The organism is Arthrobacter sp. AK01, from assembly GCF_021109375.1.
Classification (GTDB): Bacteria; Actinomycetota; Actinomycetes; order Actinomycetales; family Micrococcaceae; genus Arthrobacter.
On record NZ_JAJOHP010000006.1, the window covers coordinates 20,828 to 37,397 of the forward strand.

At 61.9% G+C, this 16,570-nt stretch carries 16 protein-coding genes; 12 read left to right on the forward strand and 4 right to left on the reverse strand.

The annotated features are described in order from the left end of the window. Genes LN996_RS03315 through pknB form a run of 5 tightly spaced genes read left to right on the forward strand, consistent with a single transcriptional unit; the run spans nucleotide 1 to nucleotide 8,311 of the window. Nucleotides 1-1,692: a PP2C family serine/threonine-protein phosphatase gene (locus LN996_RS03315; protein ID WP_231338765.1), complete on the forward strand. Its 1,692-nt coding sequence runs from the start codon at nucleotides 1-3 to the stop codon at nucleotides 1,690-1,692. Continuing rightward, nucleotides 1,689-3,119, forward strand: a complete 1,431-nt coding sequence (locus LN996_RS03320) for an FtsW/RodA/SpoVE family cell cycle protein (RefSeq protein ID WP_231338766.1) — start codon at nucleotides 1,689-1,691, stop codon at nucleotides 3,117-3,119. Before LN996_RS03315 ends, LN996_RS03320 begins: the two co-directional genes overlap by 4 nt. Continuing rightward, entirely contained in the window at nucleotides 3,116-4,573 is a 1,458-nt protein-coding gene (locus LN996_RS03325; RefSeq protein WP_231338767.1) for a penicillin-binding transpeptidase domain-containing protein, read from the forward strand. The genes LN996_RS03320 and LN996_RS03325 overlap by 4 nt, the downstream gene beginning before the upstream one ends. After that, complete coding sequence (locus tag LN996_RS03330; protein ID WP_231338768.1) at nucleotides 4,570-6,405, forward strand: protein kinase; 1,836 nt, start codon at nucleotides 4,570-4,572, stop codon at nucleotides 6,403-6,405. Before LN996_RS03325 ends, LN996_RS03330 begins: the two co-directional genes overlap by 4 nt. 10 nt (nucleotides 6,406-6,415) lie before the next feature. Continuing rightward, nucleotides 6,416-8,311: a Stk1 family PASTA domain-containing Ser/Thr kinase gene (pknB, locus tag LN996_RS03335; protein WP_231338769.1), complete on the forward strand. Its 1,896-nt coding sequence runs from the start codon at nucleotides 6,416-6,418 to the stop codon at nucleotides 8,309-8,311. A gap of 48 nt (nucleotides 8,312-8,359) precedes the next feature. Here pknB and LN996_RS03340 read toward each other — a convergent pair whose 3' ends face one another. Further along, on the reverse strand, nucleotides 8,360-9,001 hold the full coding sequence (locus LN996_RS03340; protein WP_231338770.1) for an aminodeoxychorismate/anthranilate synthase component II: 642 nt from the start codon (nucleotides 8,999-9,001) through the stop codon (nucleotides 8,360-8,362). Nucleotides 9,002-9,171: 170 nt separating this feature from the next. Beyond that, nucleotides 9,172-9,984 carry a class E sortase gene (locus tag LN996_RS03345; RefSeq protein ID WP_374202210.1) on the reverse strand — a complete coding sequence of 271 codons (813 nt, stop codon included), beginning with the start codon at nucleotides 9,982-9,984 and terminating at the stop codon, nucleotides 9,172-9,174. 173 nt (nucleotides 9,985-10,157) lie between these two features. Between LN996_RS03345 and LN996_RS03350 the strand changes: the two genes are divergently transcribed. The 7 genes from LN996_RS03350 to LN996_RS03380 all read left to right on the forward strand — a co-directional run bounded on the left by LN996_RS03350 (nucleotide 10,158) and on the right by LN996_RS03380 (nucleotide 14,970). Continuing rightward, the gene (locus tag LN996_RS03350) at nucleotides 10,158-10,412 is read left to right on the forward strand and encodes a cell division protein CrgA (RefSeq protein ID WP_159700295.1); all 255 of its coding nucleotides are present in this window, start codon (nucleotides 10,158-10,160) and stop codon (nucleotides 10,410-10,412) included. Nucleotides 10,413-10,457: 45 nt separating this feature from the next. Beyond that, entirely contained in the window at nucleotides 10,458-10,967 is a 510-nt protein-coding gene (locus LN996_RS03355) for a methylated-DNA--[protein]-cysteine S-methyltransferase (protein ID WP_231338771.1), read from the forward strand. Further along, nucleotides 10,967-11,497 (forward strand): RNA polymerase sigma factor, encoded by a 531-nt coding sequence (locus tag LN996_RS03360; protein ID WP_231338772.1) that lies wholly within the window; start codon nucleotides 10,967-10,969, stop codon nucleotides 11,495-11,497. The genes LN996_RS03355 and LN996_RS03360 overlap by 1 nt, the downstream gene beginning before the upstream one ends. Continuing rightward, entirely contained in the window at nucleotides 11,494-12,123 is a 630-nt protein-coding gene (locus LN996_RS03365) for a methylated-DNA--[protein]-cysteine S-methyltransferase (RefSeq protein ID WP_231338773.1), read from the forward strand. The genes LN996_RS03360 and LN996_RS03365 overlap by 4 nt, the downstream gene beginning before the upstream one ends. After that, nucleotides 12,120-12,836, forward strand: a complete 717-nt coding sequence (locus LN996_RS03370) for an alpha-ketoglutarate-dependent dioxygenase AlkB (RefSeq protein WP_231338774.1) — start codon at nucleotides 12,120-12,122, stop codon at nucleotides 12,834-12,836. The genes LN996_RS03365 and LN996_RS03370 overlap by 4 nt, the downstream gene beginning before the upstream one ends. Before the next feature lie 136 nt (nucleotides 12,837-12,972). Continuing rightward, complete coding sequence (locus LN996_RS03375) at nucleotides 12,973-13,572, forward strand: DNA-3-methyladenine glycosylase I (RefSeq protein ID WP_231338775.1); 600 nt, start codon at nucleotides 12,973-12,975, stop codon at nucleotides 13,570-13,572. Between the two features lie 777 nt (nucleotides 13,573-14,349). Further along, nucleotides 14,350-14,970 (forward strand): GyrI-like domain-containing protein, encoded by a 621-nt coding sequence (locus LN996_RS03380; RefSeq protein WP_231338776.1) that lies wholly within the window; start codon nucleotides 14,350-14,352, stop codon nucleotides 14,968-14,970. Nucleotides 14,971-15,014: 44 nt separating this feature from the next. Here the strand turns inward: LN996_RS03380 and LN996_RS03385 are convergent, their stop codons facing one another. Together LN996_RS03385 and LN996_RS03390 are read right to left on the reverse strand one after the other, a co-directional pair. Continuing rightward, complete coding sequence (locus LN996_RS03385) at nucleotides 15,015-15,869, reverse strand: rhomboid family intramembrane serine protease (protein ID WP_231338777.1); 855 nt, start codon at nucleotides 15,867-15,869, stop codon at nucleotides 15,015-15,017. A 21-nt stretch (nucleotides 15,870-15,890) separates the two neighbouring features. Then, nucleotides 15,891-16,433 carry a peptidylprolyl isomerase gene (locus tag LN996_RS03390; RefSeq protein ID WP_026541003.1) on the reverse strand — a complete coding sequence of 181 codons (543 nt, stop codon included), beginning with the start codon at nucleotides 16,431-16,433 and terminating at the stop codon, nucleotides 15,891-15,893. Nucleotides 16,434-16,570 lie beyond the last annotated feature (137 nt).

Genomic DNA, 16,570 nt, shown 5'->3' on the forward strand with positions numbered 1-16,570 from the left:
ATGGCCTCCCCCGAGACCCCCGAAGGCAAGGAGAAGCCCGCGGAGCGCCCACTCATCATGCGCTACGCGGCCCGCTCCGACGTCGGACGGATCCGCTCCAAGAATGACGACTCCGCATACGTGGGCCGCCATCTTGCAGTCGTGGCCGACGGCATGGGTGGTCACGCCGGCGGCGATGTCGCCTCTGCATCAACGGTGCTGGACATGATCCACCTGGACCATGACGACTATCCGGATGGCGCAGAGACAGTCCTTGCGGACGAAATCCAGACCGCCAACTCCCTTCTTTCCGAGCTTGTTCACCAGAACCCAAAGCTCTCCGGCATGGGTACCACGGTGACCGCCCTCCTGCTTGAAGACCGCAAGCTCCACTTCGCGCACATCGGCGACTCGCGCGCCTACCGCCTGCGCAACAAGAAGTTTGAACAAGTCAGCGTGGACCACACCTTTGTGCAGCGCCTGATAGATGAGGGACGCCTCCGTCCGGAGGAAGCCGAGACGCATCCGCACAAAAACGTCCTGATGCGAGTCCTCGGAGACGTTGATGCCAGTCCAGAGCTGGATCTGGACATCCTGGACGTCGAACCCGGCGAACGCTGGCTGCTCTGCTCCGACGGCCTCAACTACGTTGCGGGACATGTCGTTGAACGCATGGTGCGCGAGACCAAGGACCTGCGCGAATGTGCGGAAATACTGGTGGATCTGACGCTGGAAGCCGGCGCCCCGGACAACGTCACCGTGGTGATGCTGGAGATTGCCGAAGAGACCGACGACGACGTCAACACGGCCGCCGTCGACGTCGTTCCGGCCGCAGCGCTTGCCGAGTTGGACGAACCTCAAGCAGTCACGGCATCCAAGTCTCCCGAAGGTCCTTCCGCGACCAAGCCGGCTGAGGATCCGAAGTCCGGGTCCAAGGCAAAAGCCGCCCTGGCGGCTGACGCTGGATCATCGTTCAGCGCGGGTGACCCGACCAGCGACGCGGACGAATCCGTTGAGGCGTCCAAATCCCCGGACGATTCCAAAGAACCACCCACCACCACCGACCCGCACCTCGGTGAGCACCTCTCCGCAGAGGTTTTGCGCGAAGAATTGGCCAGCCGTCCCCATGAACTGGTAGGCGCAGCGGCCACAGCTGCAGAGACAGGATCCATACCGACTGTTGCCGGCAGGACAGTCGCCCGCAGGGCTGCCACGGTCCTCACGCACAAGGCCGAGCAGGACCGGCTGGACGTCGAGGAGCCCACGCGGCGCCGCATCCGCTGGCTGATGCCGGCCGTCGCAGCTGTTGTTGTGGTGGGTGTCGTGGTTGGCCTGTGGCTTGGCTACGCCTGGACCCAAACCCGTTACTACGTGGGCGAATACGATCAGCGCGTTGCCATCTTCAACGGAATTTCGCAGCGCCTCGGTCCCATTCAGCTTTCCCGGCTTGAAGCCGTAACCGACATCAGGGTGGATTCATTGCCGGAATACGGCCAGCAGAGCGTACGCCAGACAGTTCCGGCGGGTGACCTCGACGACGCCCAGAGCATTGTGGAGAACCTGAAGAACACGGGCAGCGCTTCGGCCAACTGCCCCACGACTTCGGCCACATCGACGCCGACGCCATCTCCCACCACCACCGTGCCCGTGCCTAGTACTGCGGCCGTTGCCTCGCCTTCGCCCGTACCGACTCCCTGTGGGGCGGCCAAGTGATACAGACTGAAACTGCACCTAAACCGCGCCGCAACGTTGAGCTTGTCCTCATCGTGCTGGCCCTTGCCGTCGGTGTCGGCGCGAGTGCCTTGGTGAGCATCAACTCCGATGTCGGGTTGGACCGGGACTTCTGGTTCCAGTCGAGCCTGCTCGCAGTTGCCGCCTTTGCCTTCCATGTGGTCCTCAGGCTCCGGGCGAAATATGCCGATCCGGTAATACTTCCCATCGTCGTAGCCTTGAACGGCTTGGGTTTGGCGCTGATCCACAGAATGGACGGCCCCGGCGACGACACCGGCAACAACCAGCTCCGGTGGACGCTGATCGCCATGGCAGTTTCCATCGCCGTGATCTGGTTCCTCAAGGACCACCGGATCCTTCGCCGTTTCACCTACATTTCCCTGGCCGTCAGTGCGTTCCTGCTGCTCCTGCCCTTGATTCCGGGCATTTCGGCCGGCGAAATCCTTGGAGCCCGCGTGTGGATCCGAGTGGGACCCATGACGTTCCAACCCGGTGAAATCGCCAAAATCACGCTGGCAATATTCTTCGCCGGGTACCTTTCCTCCAACCGGGATCTCATCCTCCTGGCCGGTCGGAAGATCGGCCCCATGCAGTTCCCGCGGTTCAAGGACCTCGGGCCCATGATCACCGCCTGGTTGGTGAGCATCGGCGTCCTGGTCTTCCAGCGCGACCTCGGCTCATCCATCCTCTTCTTCGGCCTGTTCATCGTGATGATCTACGTGGCCACCAGCCGTATCTCCTGGGTTGTCATTGGCTTGCTGCTGATTCTTGGTGGCGGCTTCATCGCCTCGCAGATCTTCTCCCACGTAGCCTTCCGAATCGACAGCTGGATCAACGCGTTCACACCGGAGGTCTTCGGCAGGTCACCCGGTGGCAGTGGACAGATCGTCGAGGGCTTGTTCGGAATGGCCGACGGCGGGCTGGTAGGAACCGGCTTGGGCCAAGGCCGGCCGGATCTGGTGCCCTTTGCCAACAGCGACATGATCGTGGCCCTCATTGGCGAGGAACTCGGCCTGATCGGCCTCTTCGCCGTGGTGATGCTCTACCTGCTTCTGTTTACCCGCGGCTTCCGCGCTGCCTTGGGAACCCGTGACGCATTCGGCAAGCTGCTGGCGTGCGGTTTGTCCTTTGCCATTGCCCTGCAGTGCTTCGTGGTCATCGGCGGCGTCACGCGGCTCATTCCGCTGACGGGCCTGACTACACCGTTCCTGGCGGCCGGTGGCTCGTCGCTCCTGGCCAACTGGATAATCGTCGGCCTGCTGCTCATGATCTCCAACACGGCCCGCGGACCCGTGGACACAACCCCCATGGTCGGTAAACCTCCGGCCAGCAGCAGCACGCCGGGCACGCGTAAACCGGCCACAGGACAGACACCAAGCGCACCAACAGAGGCGGTGAAGCAACAATGAACCAGGCTATTCGTAGCTCCTGGATGGCCGCAGTGGCCATGTTTGCGTTGATCTTCGGCGCTATCAGCTATGTCCAGGTCATTGGCGCTGACGACCTCAACGACAACCCCTGGAACCAGCGGGCCGTCCTGGCGTCGTTCTGCAACGAGCGCGGCTCAATCATCGTGGGCGGCAAACCAGTCGCGGAGTCTGTCCCCGGAACCGAGTCCTGCGCCTTCCAGCGCAAGTACAACCAACCCGAGCTGTACGCCGGCGTCACCGGCTACTTCTCCAAGTTCTTTGGGTCCACAGGTTTGGAACAGTCCATGGGAGAGACCCTTGCGGGCAACTCCGACCAACTCTTCCTGGATCGAATGAGCCAGATGTTCCTGGGCAATGAGCCCAAGGGTGCTTCGGTGGAGCTGACGCTGGATCCTGAAATCCAGAAGTTGGCGTTCGACCTCATCCCCGACGGCCAGCGTGGATCCATCGTGGTTACCAATCCCAGGACCGGGGCTATTCTGGCTATGGTCTCCAAGCCCTCCTACGATCCCAATCTGATCGCCACCCATGACCGTGCCGCCGCAGATGCCAACTACAACGAACTGAACCAGGTTCCGGGAATTAACCTGAACCAGAACGTCAGCGGTCCAACAGGGAACCTGCTGTCACCTGGCTCGGTCTTCAAGCTCATCGACACCGCTGCCGCGCTGAATTCAGGCAAGTACAACAAGGACAGCGAGTTGCCGAATCCCAGCAGCTTGCCGTTGCCCGGATCCAGTGCCAGCCTGCCAAACTACGCCGGCGGCAATTGCAACGTCCGTGAAACGGCAACCTTCGTCTTTGCCCTGGAGCAGTCGTGCAACACTCCGTTCGCCAGCATTGCCCTGGACCTGGGACAGGATGCCATCCGCGATCAGGCACAGAAGTTCGGCTTCGGCGAGACCTTCGGCGATCAGCTCAAGCTCCAGCAGGCAAAAAGCATCTTCCCCGAGGACCTGGACCAGGCCCAGTTGGCCCAGTCTTCCGTAGGTCAGCGGGACGTCAAGGCCACTCCGCTCCAGATCAACATGATGACGGCGGCCATTGCCAACGGCGGTGTGCAGATGAAGCCGAATTTGGTGGAGACCGTCCGCGCTCCTGACCTCCGCGTCATCAGCGAACTCAGGCCCGAGGCCCTCCGCACCAGCACCACCCAGCCCATCGCAGCGCAAATCACCGAGTGGATGACCAGCGCCGTGGACAACGGCATTGCCAAGGGAGCAGCCGTTTCCGGCGTCAAGGTGGCCGGCAAGACCGGTACCGCGGAACTCGGCGATTCAGGTTTGAACAACTCATGGTTTACCGGGTTCGCCCCGGCAAACGACCCGCAAGTAGCCGTCACCATCGTCATGGAAGGTGTGGATGTGCTCAGCGGTGCCCAGCTAACCAGTCCGAACGCAAAGAAGATTTTTGAGGCGGTGTTGAATAAGTGAGGCCTACTTCGGGAATCACACTCGGCGGCAGGTTCCAGCTGACCAGTCGCATTGCGATTGGCGGCATGGGCGAGGTCTGGAAGGCCAAGGACCAGATCCTCGGCCGGATCGTTGCCATCAAGGTGCTCAAGGAGGAATACACGGGGGACCCCGGCTTCCTCCAGAGGTTCCGTGCCGAGGCGCGTCACACCGCCCTGCTCAACCACGTGGGCATTGCCAACGTCTTCGACTACGGCGAAGAAGCCGGCTCGGCCTATTTGGTCATGGAGCTCGTCCCGGGACACCCTTTGAGCGGAATCCTTGAGCGAGAGCAAGTGCTGTCCCCGGATATGACGCTCTCCATCATCGCGCAGACTGCCCGCGCCCTTGCCGTTGCGCACGCACAGGGCCTGGTCCACCGCGACATCAAGCCGGGCAACCTGCTGATCACGCCGGACAACCGCGTCAAGGTCACCGACTTCGGCATCGCCCGCCTCGCGGACCAGGTTCCGCTGACACAGACCGGCCAGGTCATGGGCACTGCCCAGTACTTGGCTCCTGAGCAGGCCACCGGCCAGACCGCCACGGGTTCCTCGGACATCTACTCACTGGGTGTCATCGGCTACGAGTGCCTCACCGGCCACCGTCCGTTCTCCGGCGAATCGCAGATTGCCATTGCCCTGGCGCAGGTGAACGACGCACCGCCGCCCCTCCCGGAAACCCTTCCCACGCCTGTCCGTGCCCTCTTGATGTCCATGCTGGCCAAGGATCCCAAGAACCGTCCCGCCAACGCCATCAAGCTGGCCGAAGCCGCCGACGCCATCCGCAACGGAGACATCGCTACGGCCCACGCCGCCGTACCCGGCATGTTGCTTTTCGAATCCACTACCGGACCCATCACAGCGCCGGTGGACACCGCAACGGCACCCACCGGCGTCGTCACCTCGCCTTACGGTAAGGAGCAGTCGTCGACGGCGACCTCCGCACTTCCGGTGCTGGGTGCCGGGGCTGCCGGGGCTGCTGTTGGGGCAGCTGCAGCCGCATCCGACAACCCTCTGTCACGCGCGAATGCCCTGGAGGCAGAGCGCCAACTGAACGACGAAGAGGAAGTTGCCTACAGCGACGACGAGAACTTCGACGATCGCGAGCCGGAACGCAAGAAGCGCAGCCCCTGGACCTGGCCGATGGTTGCCTTGATCCTGCTGGTGCTGTTCGCGCTGGTTGGTTTCCTGATCACCCAGTCCGGATTCTTCTCGCCGAGCCCCAGCCCGAGCCAGTCCACCACTGCCAGCACCAGCCGGAGCGCCAGCCCGACGTCGACGTCCGCCACGCCGACGCCTACGCCGACCTCGGAGTCACCATCTCCGACGCCCACGCAGACCACGCCGGAGAAGATCAACGTCATCCCTGAGCAGTACCTTGGCCAGCCGTTCCAGACCGTCAGTGCGCAACTCCGCGACCTGGGCCTTGGCGTCAACGGTGTGGAGGTCTTCAACCCGGCCGTTCCAGGGACCGTGGTGGATCTCAACCCCACCGGACCTGTTGATCCGGGACAAACCATCACGGTTCAGTACTCCAAGGGTCCTGAAGCCGTTGCCGTCCCCACCATCAGCGTCGGAGCCAGCGAGTCATCGGTCCGGGCGGCCATTGAGGGCGCCGGGTTGCGTTGGGTAGCTGGAGATCCAGTGAACGGTGCCGTGGGCCAGCAGCCTGGCACGTTCGTGAGGTCCTCGCCGGCCGCTGGAGCCGAGGTTGCCGCAGGCTCCACTGTCACCTACTTCCTGTCCAGGGCCGCTGCCCCCACCAATTCCGGTTCCCCGAGCGCCAGCCCCAGCGGCAGCCCGAGCAACTAACTGATCCGCCATGTCTACGCCACGCCACGGTCCCGCGCATCGAGAGGAGAGCACACCTGTGTCTTCACAGCGCATCCTCAATGCCCGCTACGAACTCGGTGAGCTGATCGGTCGTGGCGGCATGGCGGACGTATACCGCGGAACGGATACTTTGCTGGGGCGGACCATCGCTGTCAAGGTCCTGCGTGCGGACCTTGCCCGCGATCCCCAGTTCCAGGCCCGGTTCAAACGTGAGGCCCAAGCCGTTGCGGCGTTGAACCATCCGTCCATCGTGGCGATCTTCGATACCGGCGAATACTCCGTACCCGGGGGTCCCGGCGAGGATGTCCGCGTGCCGTACATCGTCATGGAATACGTCGCCGGCCGTACCCTGCGGGACATGATCAAGGCGAATGAGCTGGGTGTGGAGAATTCCATCGGCTTCACCCTGGGTGTCCTTGCCGCACTGGAGTACAGCCACCGGGCAGGTATTGTCCACCGCGATATCAAGCCGGCCAACGTCATGGTTTGCGCCGACACCGGGGACGTCAAAGTCATGGACTTTGGCATCGCACGTGCCATGGCCGATTCCGCTGCCACCATGACCCAAACACAGGCCGTCGTCGGCACGGCACAGTACCTTTCACCGGAGCAGGCCCGCGGTGAAACCGTGGACGCACGCAGCGACCTCTACTCAGCCGGCTGCCTCCTGTACGAATTGCTGACCAGCCGTCCACCTTTTGTGGGGGACAGCCCGGTCTCGGTGGCCTACCAGCACGTCCGCGAAATCCCGGACATGCCCAGCTCCCACAACCCCGATGTTTCCGAGGCCCTCGATTCAGTCCTTGCCAAAGCCCTGCAGAAGAGCCGGACAGACCGTTTCCAGGACGCTGCGTCCTTCCGCCGCGCTCTGCGCGCGGCAAGCAACGGGATTCCTGTCCCCGCAATGCCACCCAGCGAGGCACCGACCGATCCGAACGACCTCGTGGACCAGGACGACCCGGCCACCCAGATCCTGAGCTCCACCGCCGTGGGATTCCTGGCCGCCGATCAGGCCAGGGACGAACCCGCTGACCAGCCCCAGGAAGAACCCCTTCCCTTGGGCCTCCCACCGGAACGCGAGCGGACCGCGGGCCAGAACAAACGCCGTCGTACGTGGATAGCAACCTTGGTGATCTTCACGCTGATAGTGCTGGCCGGTGGCGGATTCTGGCTTTACAGCCTCATGAACCTGCAGCCACCGCCCCCTGCAAAGATCGCCGTGCCCGTGGTGGCCAACATGTCTGAATCCCAGGCCATCCAGGAACTGTATTCAGCCAAGTTGGTACCTAAATCCGTGCGCGAGGCCAGCGACTCGGTGGCCAAGGACATGACCATCGGCACGTCTCCCACCGCGGGGTCCATGCTGGACCAGGACGCCGAGGTTGTCCTGAAAATATCCAGCGGACCCAACTCGGTGACCATCCCCGCCGACATCGTGGGCCGCACGGAGTCGGATGCGAGGGACGCCTTGCGCAGGCTGGGCATCACTGGTGACATCGTGACCGTCCGAACCCACAGCGCTACGGTTCCGATCGGCCTGGTCATCAACACTGGCCCGGCCCCGGGCGGCGCAATCGCCATCAGCACCAAGGTGGAACTTCAGGTTTCCTCTGGCAAGGTCCTCATGCCGCAGCTGATTGGGCTGCCCCTGGCCGAAGCGGAAGCTTCACTCAAGACCAACGGCCTGCCCATGGTGGTTGTGGAGCAGGAAAACTCGGAAGTCGCGCCGGGCACCGTGACGGCGCAGAGCGAGACGTTCAACACCGAAGTGGATCAGGGAAAGTCGGTCACCATCACCGTTGCGAAGGCTCCTGCTCCGAGCCCCACGCCAACCCCGACGCCCACAGACAAGCCGACCCCTAAGCCAACGGCCACCAAGAAGTAGCGGCCTGCTACCGCTCACCGGCCCGCAGCAGGACGGGCTTCCGTTGGCCTACTGCTTGATGAGCGGGCTCAGCTTGGATGCGCGTTCAGCCGCTCCGGCCATCCCCAGGGACTCCAACCAGTTGCCGAGCATCTGGTAGCCACCCTCTGTGAGGACCGATTCCGGGTGGAACTGCACACCGCACAGTGGTGCGGTCTTGTGCTGCAATCCCATCACCACGCCGTTGGTGGTCTCTGCGGTGATCTCCAGGACGTCCGGAATGGAATCGCGCACCGCTGCGAGTGAGTGGTAGCGCGTGGCCGTCACAGGCGAGGGGAGGCCTGCGAAGACGCTCTTACCTTCGTGCCGGACAGGGGACGTCTTGCCGTGCATGAGTTCGGGCGCGTGGGTTACCACGCCACCGTACGCCTCAGCGAGGGCTTGGTGCCCCAGGCAGACGCCGAACATGGGTTTGCTGTTCTCGCCGCACCACTTGATGAGCTCGATGCACACGCCGGCTTCGGCAGGGGTTCCAGGACCGGGCGAAACGAGGACGCCATCGCGGGCTGCTGCGAGCTCCGTGGCCTCGGCAAGAGTCACATCGTCGTTGCGGACCACGGTTGTCTCGGCGCCGAGTTCCTGGAGGTATCCCACCAGGGTGTAAACGAAGCTGTCGTAGTTATCTACTACAAGAATTCTTGTTGTGCTCATGGTTGCTGCACTAAACCAATCGTCGAGTCAGTCAAAGTGGTGAATTGGGAGAACCAGGGGAAGAGGAACTGGACCATCAGTATCAGTGCTACCGCCACCAGTACCAAGCACGTCAGGATCCTCACCCACACGGGTCCGGGCAAGTTGCGGAAAATCCACGAGTACATCCGTTACCCCTTTCCTTGTACCTTGGCTACTTGGGTGGCGATTTCCGACGGCGGTCCTGCAGAGGCCGGTTGCCAACCCTCCATCACGGAGTAGGCAATGATCCGTTCCTGCGACCCAAACCGCGGGTTGCAACTGGTCATGGTCAGAATGCGTTCCTTCGGCACGATGCCCGGTTGCGTTGGTACTGGCATGAGGACGTCAGTGCGGTTGGGAAGCACGATCTGGTTGTTGCGGAAGACATAGGTGTAAAAGCCGTCCGCTGTCTGAACGTAGATCTTGTCCCCGGGAACCAGCGTATGGATGCTGTCCAGGACTGCTCCGTGCGTTTGCCTGTGGCCCGCAACCGCGAAGTTGCCGATGGCTCCGGGCATGCTGGTACTCCCATAGCGGCCAAGTCCCAACGTATCCAGGACGTCCGCACCGGTGCCCTCGATGATGGGCCTCGTGTAGTCCGCGCCGAAGCGGGGGATGTACATAATCCCGATCGTTTCCCCGTTTGCAGGAGCCGTTCCCACCACCGGAGGTCCAAAGTCTGCCTGATTGGCCGGTGCTGCCGGAGTTACGGGTCCGGTGAGGTCCTGCGCGAAGCTCTGGACTGCCTCATTCTGCTTGGCGTTGGCTTCAACGTTGGTCCACCACAGTTCCCAGCCCACGAAGAGCAACAGCACAATACCTGCCGTAATGAGGAGTTCACCCAGGATCTGGCTGATCTTGCGGATGACATCGGACGCGCGGAGTTGCCTGCGCGGTTCCTGCTCCTGCCCTCGCCGGCCCGACGGCACGGCAGAAGCCGCCGTCGTCTGCTGGTGCGCCACGGGGTCTCCTCGATTCGGGCACGGGCGCGGGCGGGCGGACCCCGAGTTGCGGCTAGACTTGACAGCTAGAACCAACCCGGAACGCCGCGTGGCCGTTAACCGCTGGAAATTTCCTTCCTGCAGGATATCAAGGCTGGCCGGAACCGGTATGAACCTACAGCCAAGGAGGATCCGTGCCCGAGTCCAAGCCCCGCAAGCGGCCTGCCCGTCAGGCCCAGCAGACTTCCGCCGCGCAGCAGTACAAGCCCAACCCGGTTTGGTACAAAGCCGTCATGTTCGGCCTGATGATCCTCGGCCTGATCTGGATCATCACGTTCTACATCACAGAAGGCCAGTTCCCCGTCCGCGACTGGGCATCATGGAACATTGTTGCGGGCTTCGGCATCGCGATTGTCGGCTTCCTGATGACCACCCGTTGGCGCTCCTAGGAAACCCGCACCTCACAATTCCGTGCCCGTGAACGTCTACAAGGTATGAGCATCCGGCACACCACCATGGATTCCCCGTTGGGGCAGTTGACGCTGACTGCCAGCGGGGAATTTTTGACGGGCATCTTCTATGAGAGCCACTGGCACCTGCCGCCACCCGACTACTTCGGGGTCCCCGCAGGGATCGAGGATCCGGTATTCGCACTGACTAGGATTGAGCTCGATGAGTATCTGGGCGGACACCGCACCGTTTTCGATGTTCCTTTTGAAGCGCGTGGAAACACCTTCCAGGAGAAGGTCTGGTTGCGGCTGCAAGATATTCCCTTTGGAGAAACCGTCAGTTACGGCGAGCTGGCCACTGAACTGGGCGATCCGCATCTTGCCCAGGCCGTTGGGTCGGCGGTGGGCCGCAACCCCATCAGCATCATCATCCCGTGCCACCGCGTGGTGGGACGCAAGGGTCAATTGACCGGATACGCCGGTGGGCTTCGGAACAAGCGCTTCCTCTTGGAGTTGGAAGAGCCAGCAGCCGTGAGAGAGGGCAAACTTTTCTGATGAAGGCCAGGCAGTTGATCACCAAAAAGCCCTTCGAAGCAGTGGTCCAGGAAAATGGCGTCACCGTGCTTCGAGTGTGCCGTGCAGTCCTCGGCGTGCACGATGCCGACGACGCCTGGTCCGATACCTTCCTTGCGGCTCTTCAGTCCTATCCCGACCTCCCTCCGGAGGCCAACGTGCAAGCTTGGCTTGTCACCATCGCACACCGTAAATGCATCGACCATGTGCGTGCCGGAGGTCGCCGTGCCCTCCCGGTGGACTCACCGCCGGAGCAACCGTCCCGGCTTGGCATCCCCGGTGACGGGCATGCCGACCTCGTGGACGCCGTCGCGCACCTTCCACCGAAACAAAGACAGGCCGTGGCGTACCACTACCTTGCGGGGCTTCCCTACGTGGACGTGGCTGCGATTCTTGGAGGAACCCCCGAGGCTGCCAGACGAGCCGGATCAGACGGCGTCAAAGCCCTCCGCAGTGCTCTGGCTGACCTTCCAGCTCTGGCACATTCATCTTCGAAAGGAGAGATCCGTTGACCATCGAACAAAGCCTGGACCACGGCGATGTAACCTCGCTCCTGGAACCCCTCGATGCTGGACTTGAACTTGCCCTCGCCAGCCTTCGCGCCCGTCTGGCCAGCGACGCGCAACTGACCCACACTTTGGACGTTGCATACCGGGTGGTGGACTCACCCGTGGGGAAACTCCTCCTGGCCGCCACAGACCGTGGAATAGTCCGCGTCGCCTTTGAAGTGGAAGACCACGGCGACGTCCTGCAAGTTCTTGCCAACACCGTCAGCCCCCGCATCCTCCAGGCGCCTGCGCGTTTGGATGATGCTGCGCGCCAACTCGACGAGTACTTCAACGGCACCCGGACGGAGTTCGATCTCATCCTGGATTTCCGGTTGTCCCGCGGCTTCCGCCTGAATGTGCTGCAGCATTTGCCCCGCATCGCCTATGGCCACACCGAAAGCTATGCGGAGGTCGCTTTGGCCGCCGGCAGCCCCAACGCAGTCCGCGCCGTCGGAAGCGCCTGTGCCACCAACCCACTGCCCGTCATCGTCCCATGCCACCGCGTAGTGAAGTCGGACGGCAACTTCGGCGGCTATCTCGGCGGGGCGGATGCAAAACGAGCGCTTCTCACCCTGGAGGCAGCCGCTTGAGCGAAGATGCACTGTTTCCGCTGCAGTTGGTTCAGCCGGAAAACCACGACGCCGGTCCTCGCCTGGTTGCTCCAGGCGCGGTTCACGTGCCCGGCTGGCTGAGCCTGGAGCAGCAACGGTGGATAGTGGAACGATTTGGCGAGTGGACACAAGGACCCGTGCCGCTCCGCGCAGCGACTCTTCCTGGTGGGCACAAGATGTCGGTGCGCACCGTGTGCCTCGGCTGGCATTGGCAGCCCTACAAGTACACCCGGGAAGCCACCGACGTCAACGGTCGGCCTGTGCTCGATTTCCCTGACTGGATGGTCCGCCTGGGCCGTAAAGCCGTCGCCGCAGCCTTTCCTTCCGGAGGCGAATCAGATGGCGCCTTGGCCCTCTCCGTTAGTGACTACACACCCGATGCCGCCTTGGTGAACTTCTACGACAACGGCGCGGCCATGGGGATGCACCAGGACAAGGATGAACGTTCCAGCGCCCCAGTAGTGTCCCTCAGCATCGGTGAGACGTGCGTTTTCCGGTTCGGTAACACCAAGACCCGAAACAAGCCGTACACAGATGTTGAACTCCGCTCCGGAGACCTTTTCGTATTCGGTGGGCCGTCCCGGTTCGCGTATCACGGCATACCCAAGGTGCTCCCCGGAACGGCTCCAGAGGAAAGCGGCCTGTCGCACGGACGGATCAACATCACCATGCGGGTCACCGGATTGTCTTGAGGCGGTAATTCCGAGGCACCGAGCGTTGGAGCATCCAGCACCAGAGGCATTGAATGTCGGAGGCACCCGGCAGAATATCCCCAGAAGCCAAACAACTGGCCGGAGCCCCTGGAGATCCGGCCGCGGAGGAGCATGAATGACCCCGGACAACGGCACCACCATCGGTGAGGACGGCCTTGCCCGTCCCCTGTGGGCTGCTTCGGATCCCCTCATGCAGGCCTATTACGATCACGAATGGGGCATGCCTGTCCGCGACGAGCAGGGCATGTACGAACTCATTAGCCTCGAGGCGTTCCAAGCGGGTCTTTCGTGGGCCACCATCCTCCGGAAACGGGAGGCTTTCAGGAAGGCGTTCCTGGACTTCCACCCGGAAAGCGTTGCCGCCTTCACCGAAGACGACGTTGAGCGGCTCATGGTCGACGCCGGGATCGTCCGCAACCGCCTCAAAATCCGCGCCGCCATCACCAATGCCAAAGCCACCATCGCCCTGCGCGACGAAGGAGGCCTGGTTGACTTCGTGTGGTCTTTCCAGCCCGCCTCCACGCCGGCGCCCCACACCTTCGCCGACATCCCCACAACGTCCCCTGAGTCAATTGCCTTATCCAAGGCACTCAGGAAGAAGGGTTTCGCATTCGTCGGGCCCACCACCATGTATGCCTTGATGGAAGCAATTGGAATCATTGACACCCACCTGATGGACAGCCATCGCCGCGGGTCGTCGGGGGTATGGTCCTGAACTGCGGGCCCACCCGTGATGATTCTTTGCCCCGGTAATCCCCAACCCTTGTCCACAGAAGTGGGCAACTTTATCCACAGGCGTGGATAAACTCTGTGGACATCCATGCATATTGGCTCGAAATCGTTGCACTGGCGCAGATTTTGATCGTGCCGTCCGGGTGGGGACAGTTATACCCACTGTGTACTGCGCTGTGGATAGTGCTCCAAACTTCATCGAAAGTTCAACATCGCGGCATTGCCGGATTTGCTTGGAGTCATTCCGGAGGGTCTCGGCCCTATGCCCTTCCGCGGACACGTTTCCCTGCGCAAGGGCAACCTGGTCTGAAAGTTACCCACTTAATAACAACCACCTACCCACACGTTATCCACAGGTGGGGATAACGTGTGGGTTTCCCTGCGCGAATCCCCGCGATGCCGGGGCTCAGAGCTCCGGACCTAGCGTGAACTACACGCGTGTAAGTTATTAACAATGTTGATAAGCCTGTTGATAGCTACTGCTGCAGGGCGTAATTAACAGGGTTGTCCACATGTGCAGGCATTTGGCCCTCTTTATCCACATATCCGGCCTGGGCGGGGACAAAGTTATCCACAGGTGTGGAGAAATTCATGCCTTTCCGGGGATATCTGCCGATCTGACGGCCCCACCGACACAATGAAGCTCTAACTACACCCATGTAAGTTACGCACAGTGTGGATAACAGCTGTGGATAACTTGTCCTAGGTGGGTGCCGGGATCGAGTACCGTGGCGGATTTCCCTGGGCGTACCGTGGTGCCATGAAGAGCGACTTCAAGAAAGAAATCCGGACTTACAGTGCCAAGCACGGTGAGTTCTCCTTGGTGACCGTCCCACCCCTGCAGTTTCTGATGATCGACGGCCACGGGAATCCCAACACCTCCGAGGCCTATAAGGACGCACTGGCCACGCTGTATCCAGTCGCCTACAAGCTGAAGTTCTTCAGCAAGAACGAACTCGACAAGGATTACGGTGTGATGCCCTTGGAGGGCCTCTGGTGGGCTGATGACATGGAGGCGTTCACCAGCGCCCGGGACAAGTCACAGTGGGACTGGACGCTGATGAACATGGTTCCGGGCTGGATCACGTCTGAGCATTTCGACGCTGCGCGCGAAGTGGTTGCCAAGAAGGGGGAGGCCCCGGCATTGGAGGCGCTCCGCTTGGAGACGCTTGAAGAGGGGTTGAGCGTGCAGACGCTCCATATAGGGCCATACGACGCTGAGGGACCGGTCCTCGAGGAGATGCACAGCAGCTTTATCCCCGGGAACTCCCTGGCGATGACCGGGAAGCACCATGAAATCTACCTCGGCGATGTGCGCCGGACGGCACCGGAAAAGCTGAAGACCATCCTCCGCCAGCCGGTCAAGCCTGCGGTGGTCTAAAGAAGCCTGCGGTGGTCTAAGAAAGATGGAGCACGGGAAGCCCGCTATCCAGCGGTGACGCGGAACACGGTAACTATAGCCAACAGGCCGGCCACGAGGATGAGCCCCCCGGCCTGCAGCAAGGCCTGGTTCTTGCCGCGCGGGGCATAGGCGATGACGGCGGCCGCGAGGCCGCCGGTGATCAGACCTCCCAGGTGGGCCTGCCAGGCAATGCTGGGGACAAAGAATCCGATCGCGCCATTGATGGCGATCAGGACCCAGAGTTGCTTGGTTTCTCCGCCGCGATGACGTTGTACCACCAGCATGGCGCCGAAGAGACCGAAGATGGCACCGGAAGCGCCAACGACGGCTACGGGCGGCAACATGGGGGTGAGGGCCAAGTAGCCCACCGATCCGCCGATGGCAGAGATCAGGTACAAAGCGAGGAAGCGGATCCGCCCGAGCAACGGCTCCAGGGCTTGTCCGAAGATCCACAGCGTGTACATGTTCAAGACAATATGAAGCAGGAATCCCTGCGAATGCAGGAAGGCTGCGGTGAGCATGCGCCACGGTTGGCTATCGGCGAAGATATTCGCGAAGGCGAAGTTCTGGAAGACGAAGTCCCCTGGCACAATCCACTGAAGGACGAAGATCAGCAGGCACAAGCCGATGATCACGTACGTCACCAACGGCCGTCCCACGGCCAAGGCGCCGCCGTACGGCGACCGGTATGTCGGCGTCGTACGTTTTTGTTCGTTGACGCAGTCAACGCATTGGAACCCGACGGCGGCCGCCCGCTGGCACTCGGGGCACGCAGGGCGCCCGCAGCGCTGGCACCGCACATAGGAGGGCCTGTCCGGGTGCCTTGGGCACACCGGAATATCAGCGGACGGCTCTGCCGACGGAATTCCGTAACTCATGAGCTCAGGTTCAGGTTGTGACTAGAGCTGTTCGATGTCGATGCTGTTGATGACGACGTCCTCAACAGGGCGGTCACCCATGCCGGTGCGGACAGCCTCGATCGAGTCCACAACCTTGCGGGATTCCTCGTCAGTGACTTCACCGAAGATGCTGTGCTTACCGAACAGCCAGTCGGTGTTCACGGTGGTGATGAAGAACTGTGACCCGTTGGTGCCCTTGCCCATCTGGATACCCGCATTGGCCATGGCCAGCTTGTAAGGAGCGTTGAAGGTCAGTTCCGGGTGGATTTCGTCGTCGAATTGGTAACCCGGTCCGCCAACGCCGCGACCCAGGGGATCGCCACCCTGGATCATGAAGTCCTTGATGATCCGGTGGAAAATGGTGCCGTCATACAGCGGCGTCCCGGTCTTGTCTTCGCCCGTTTCAGGGTGGTTCCAGGACTTTTCGCCCGTGGCCAAGCCAATGAAGTTGGCGACCGTCTTGGGCGCGTGGTTGCCGAAGAGGTCAACCTTGATGTCGCCGAGGGTCGTGTGGATCGTTGCTTTTGCGGTTGCGATGGTCATGGCCCCATTGTTTCATGCAGGGTCAACGCCGGTGCTGTTGTAAAGCCGGTTCCGCGCTCGGTGAAATCCGGGACGAATCCGGCAGATGAATAGCCGGTGTTCCCCAAGCGACGTAGGCTAGCAACAAACGAGCATGT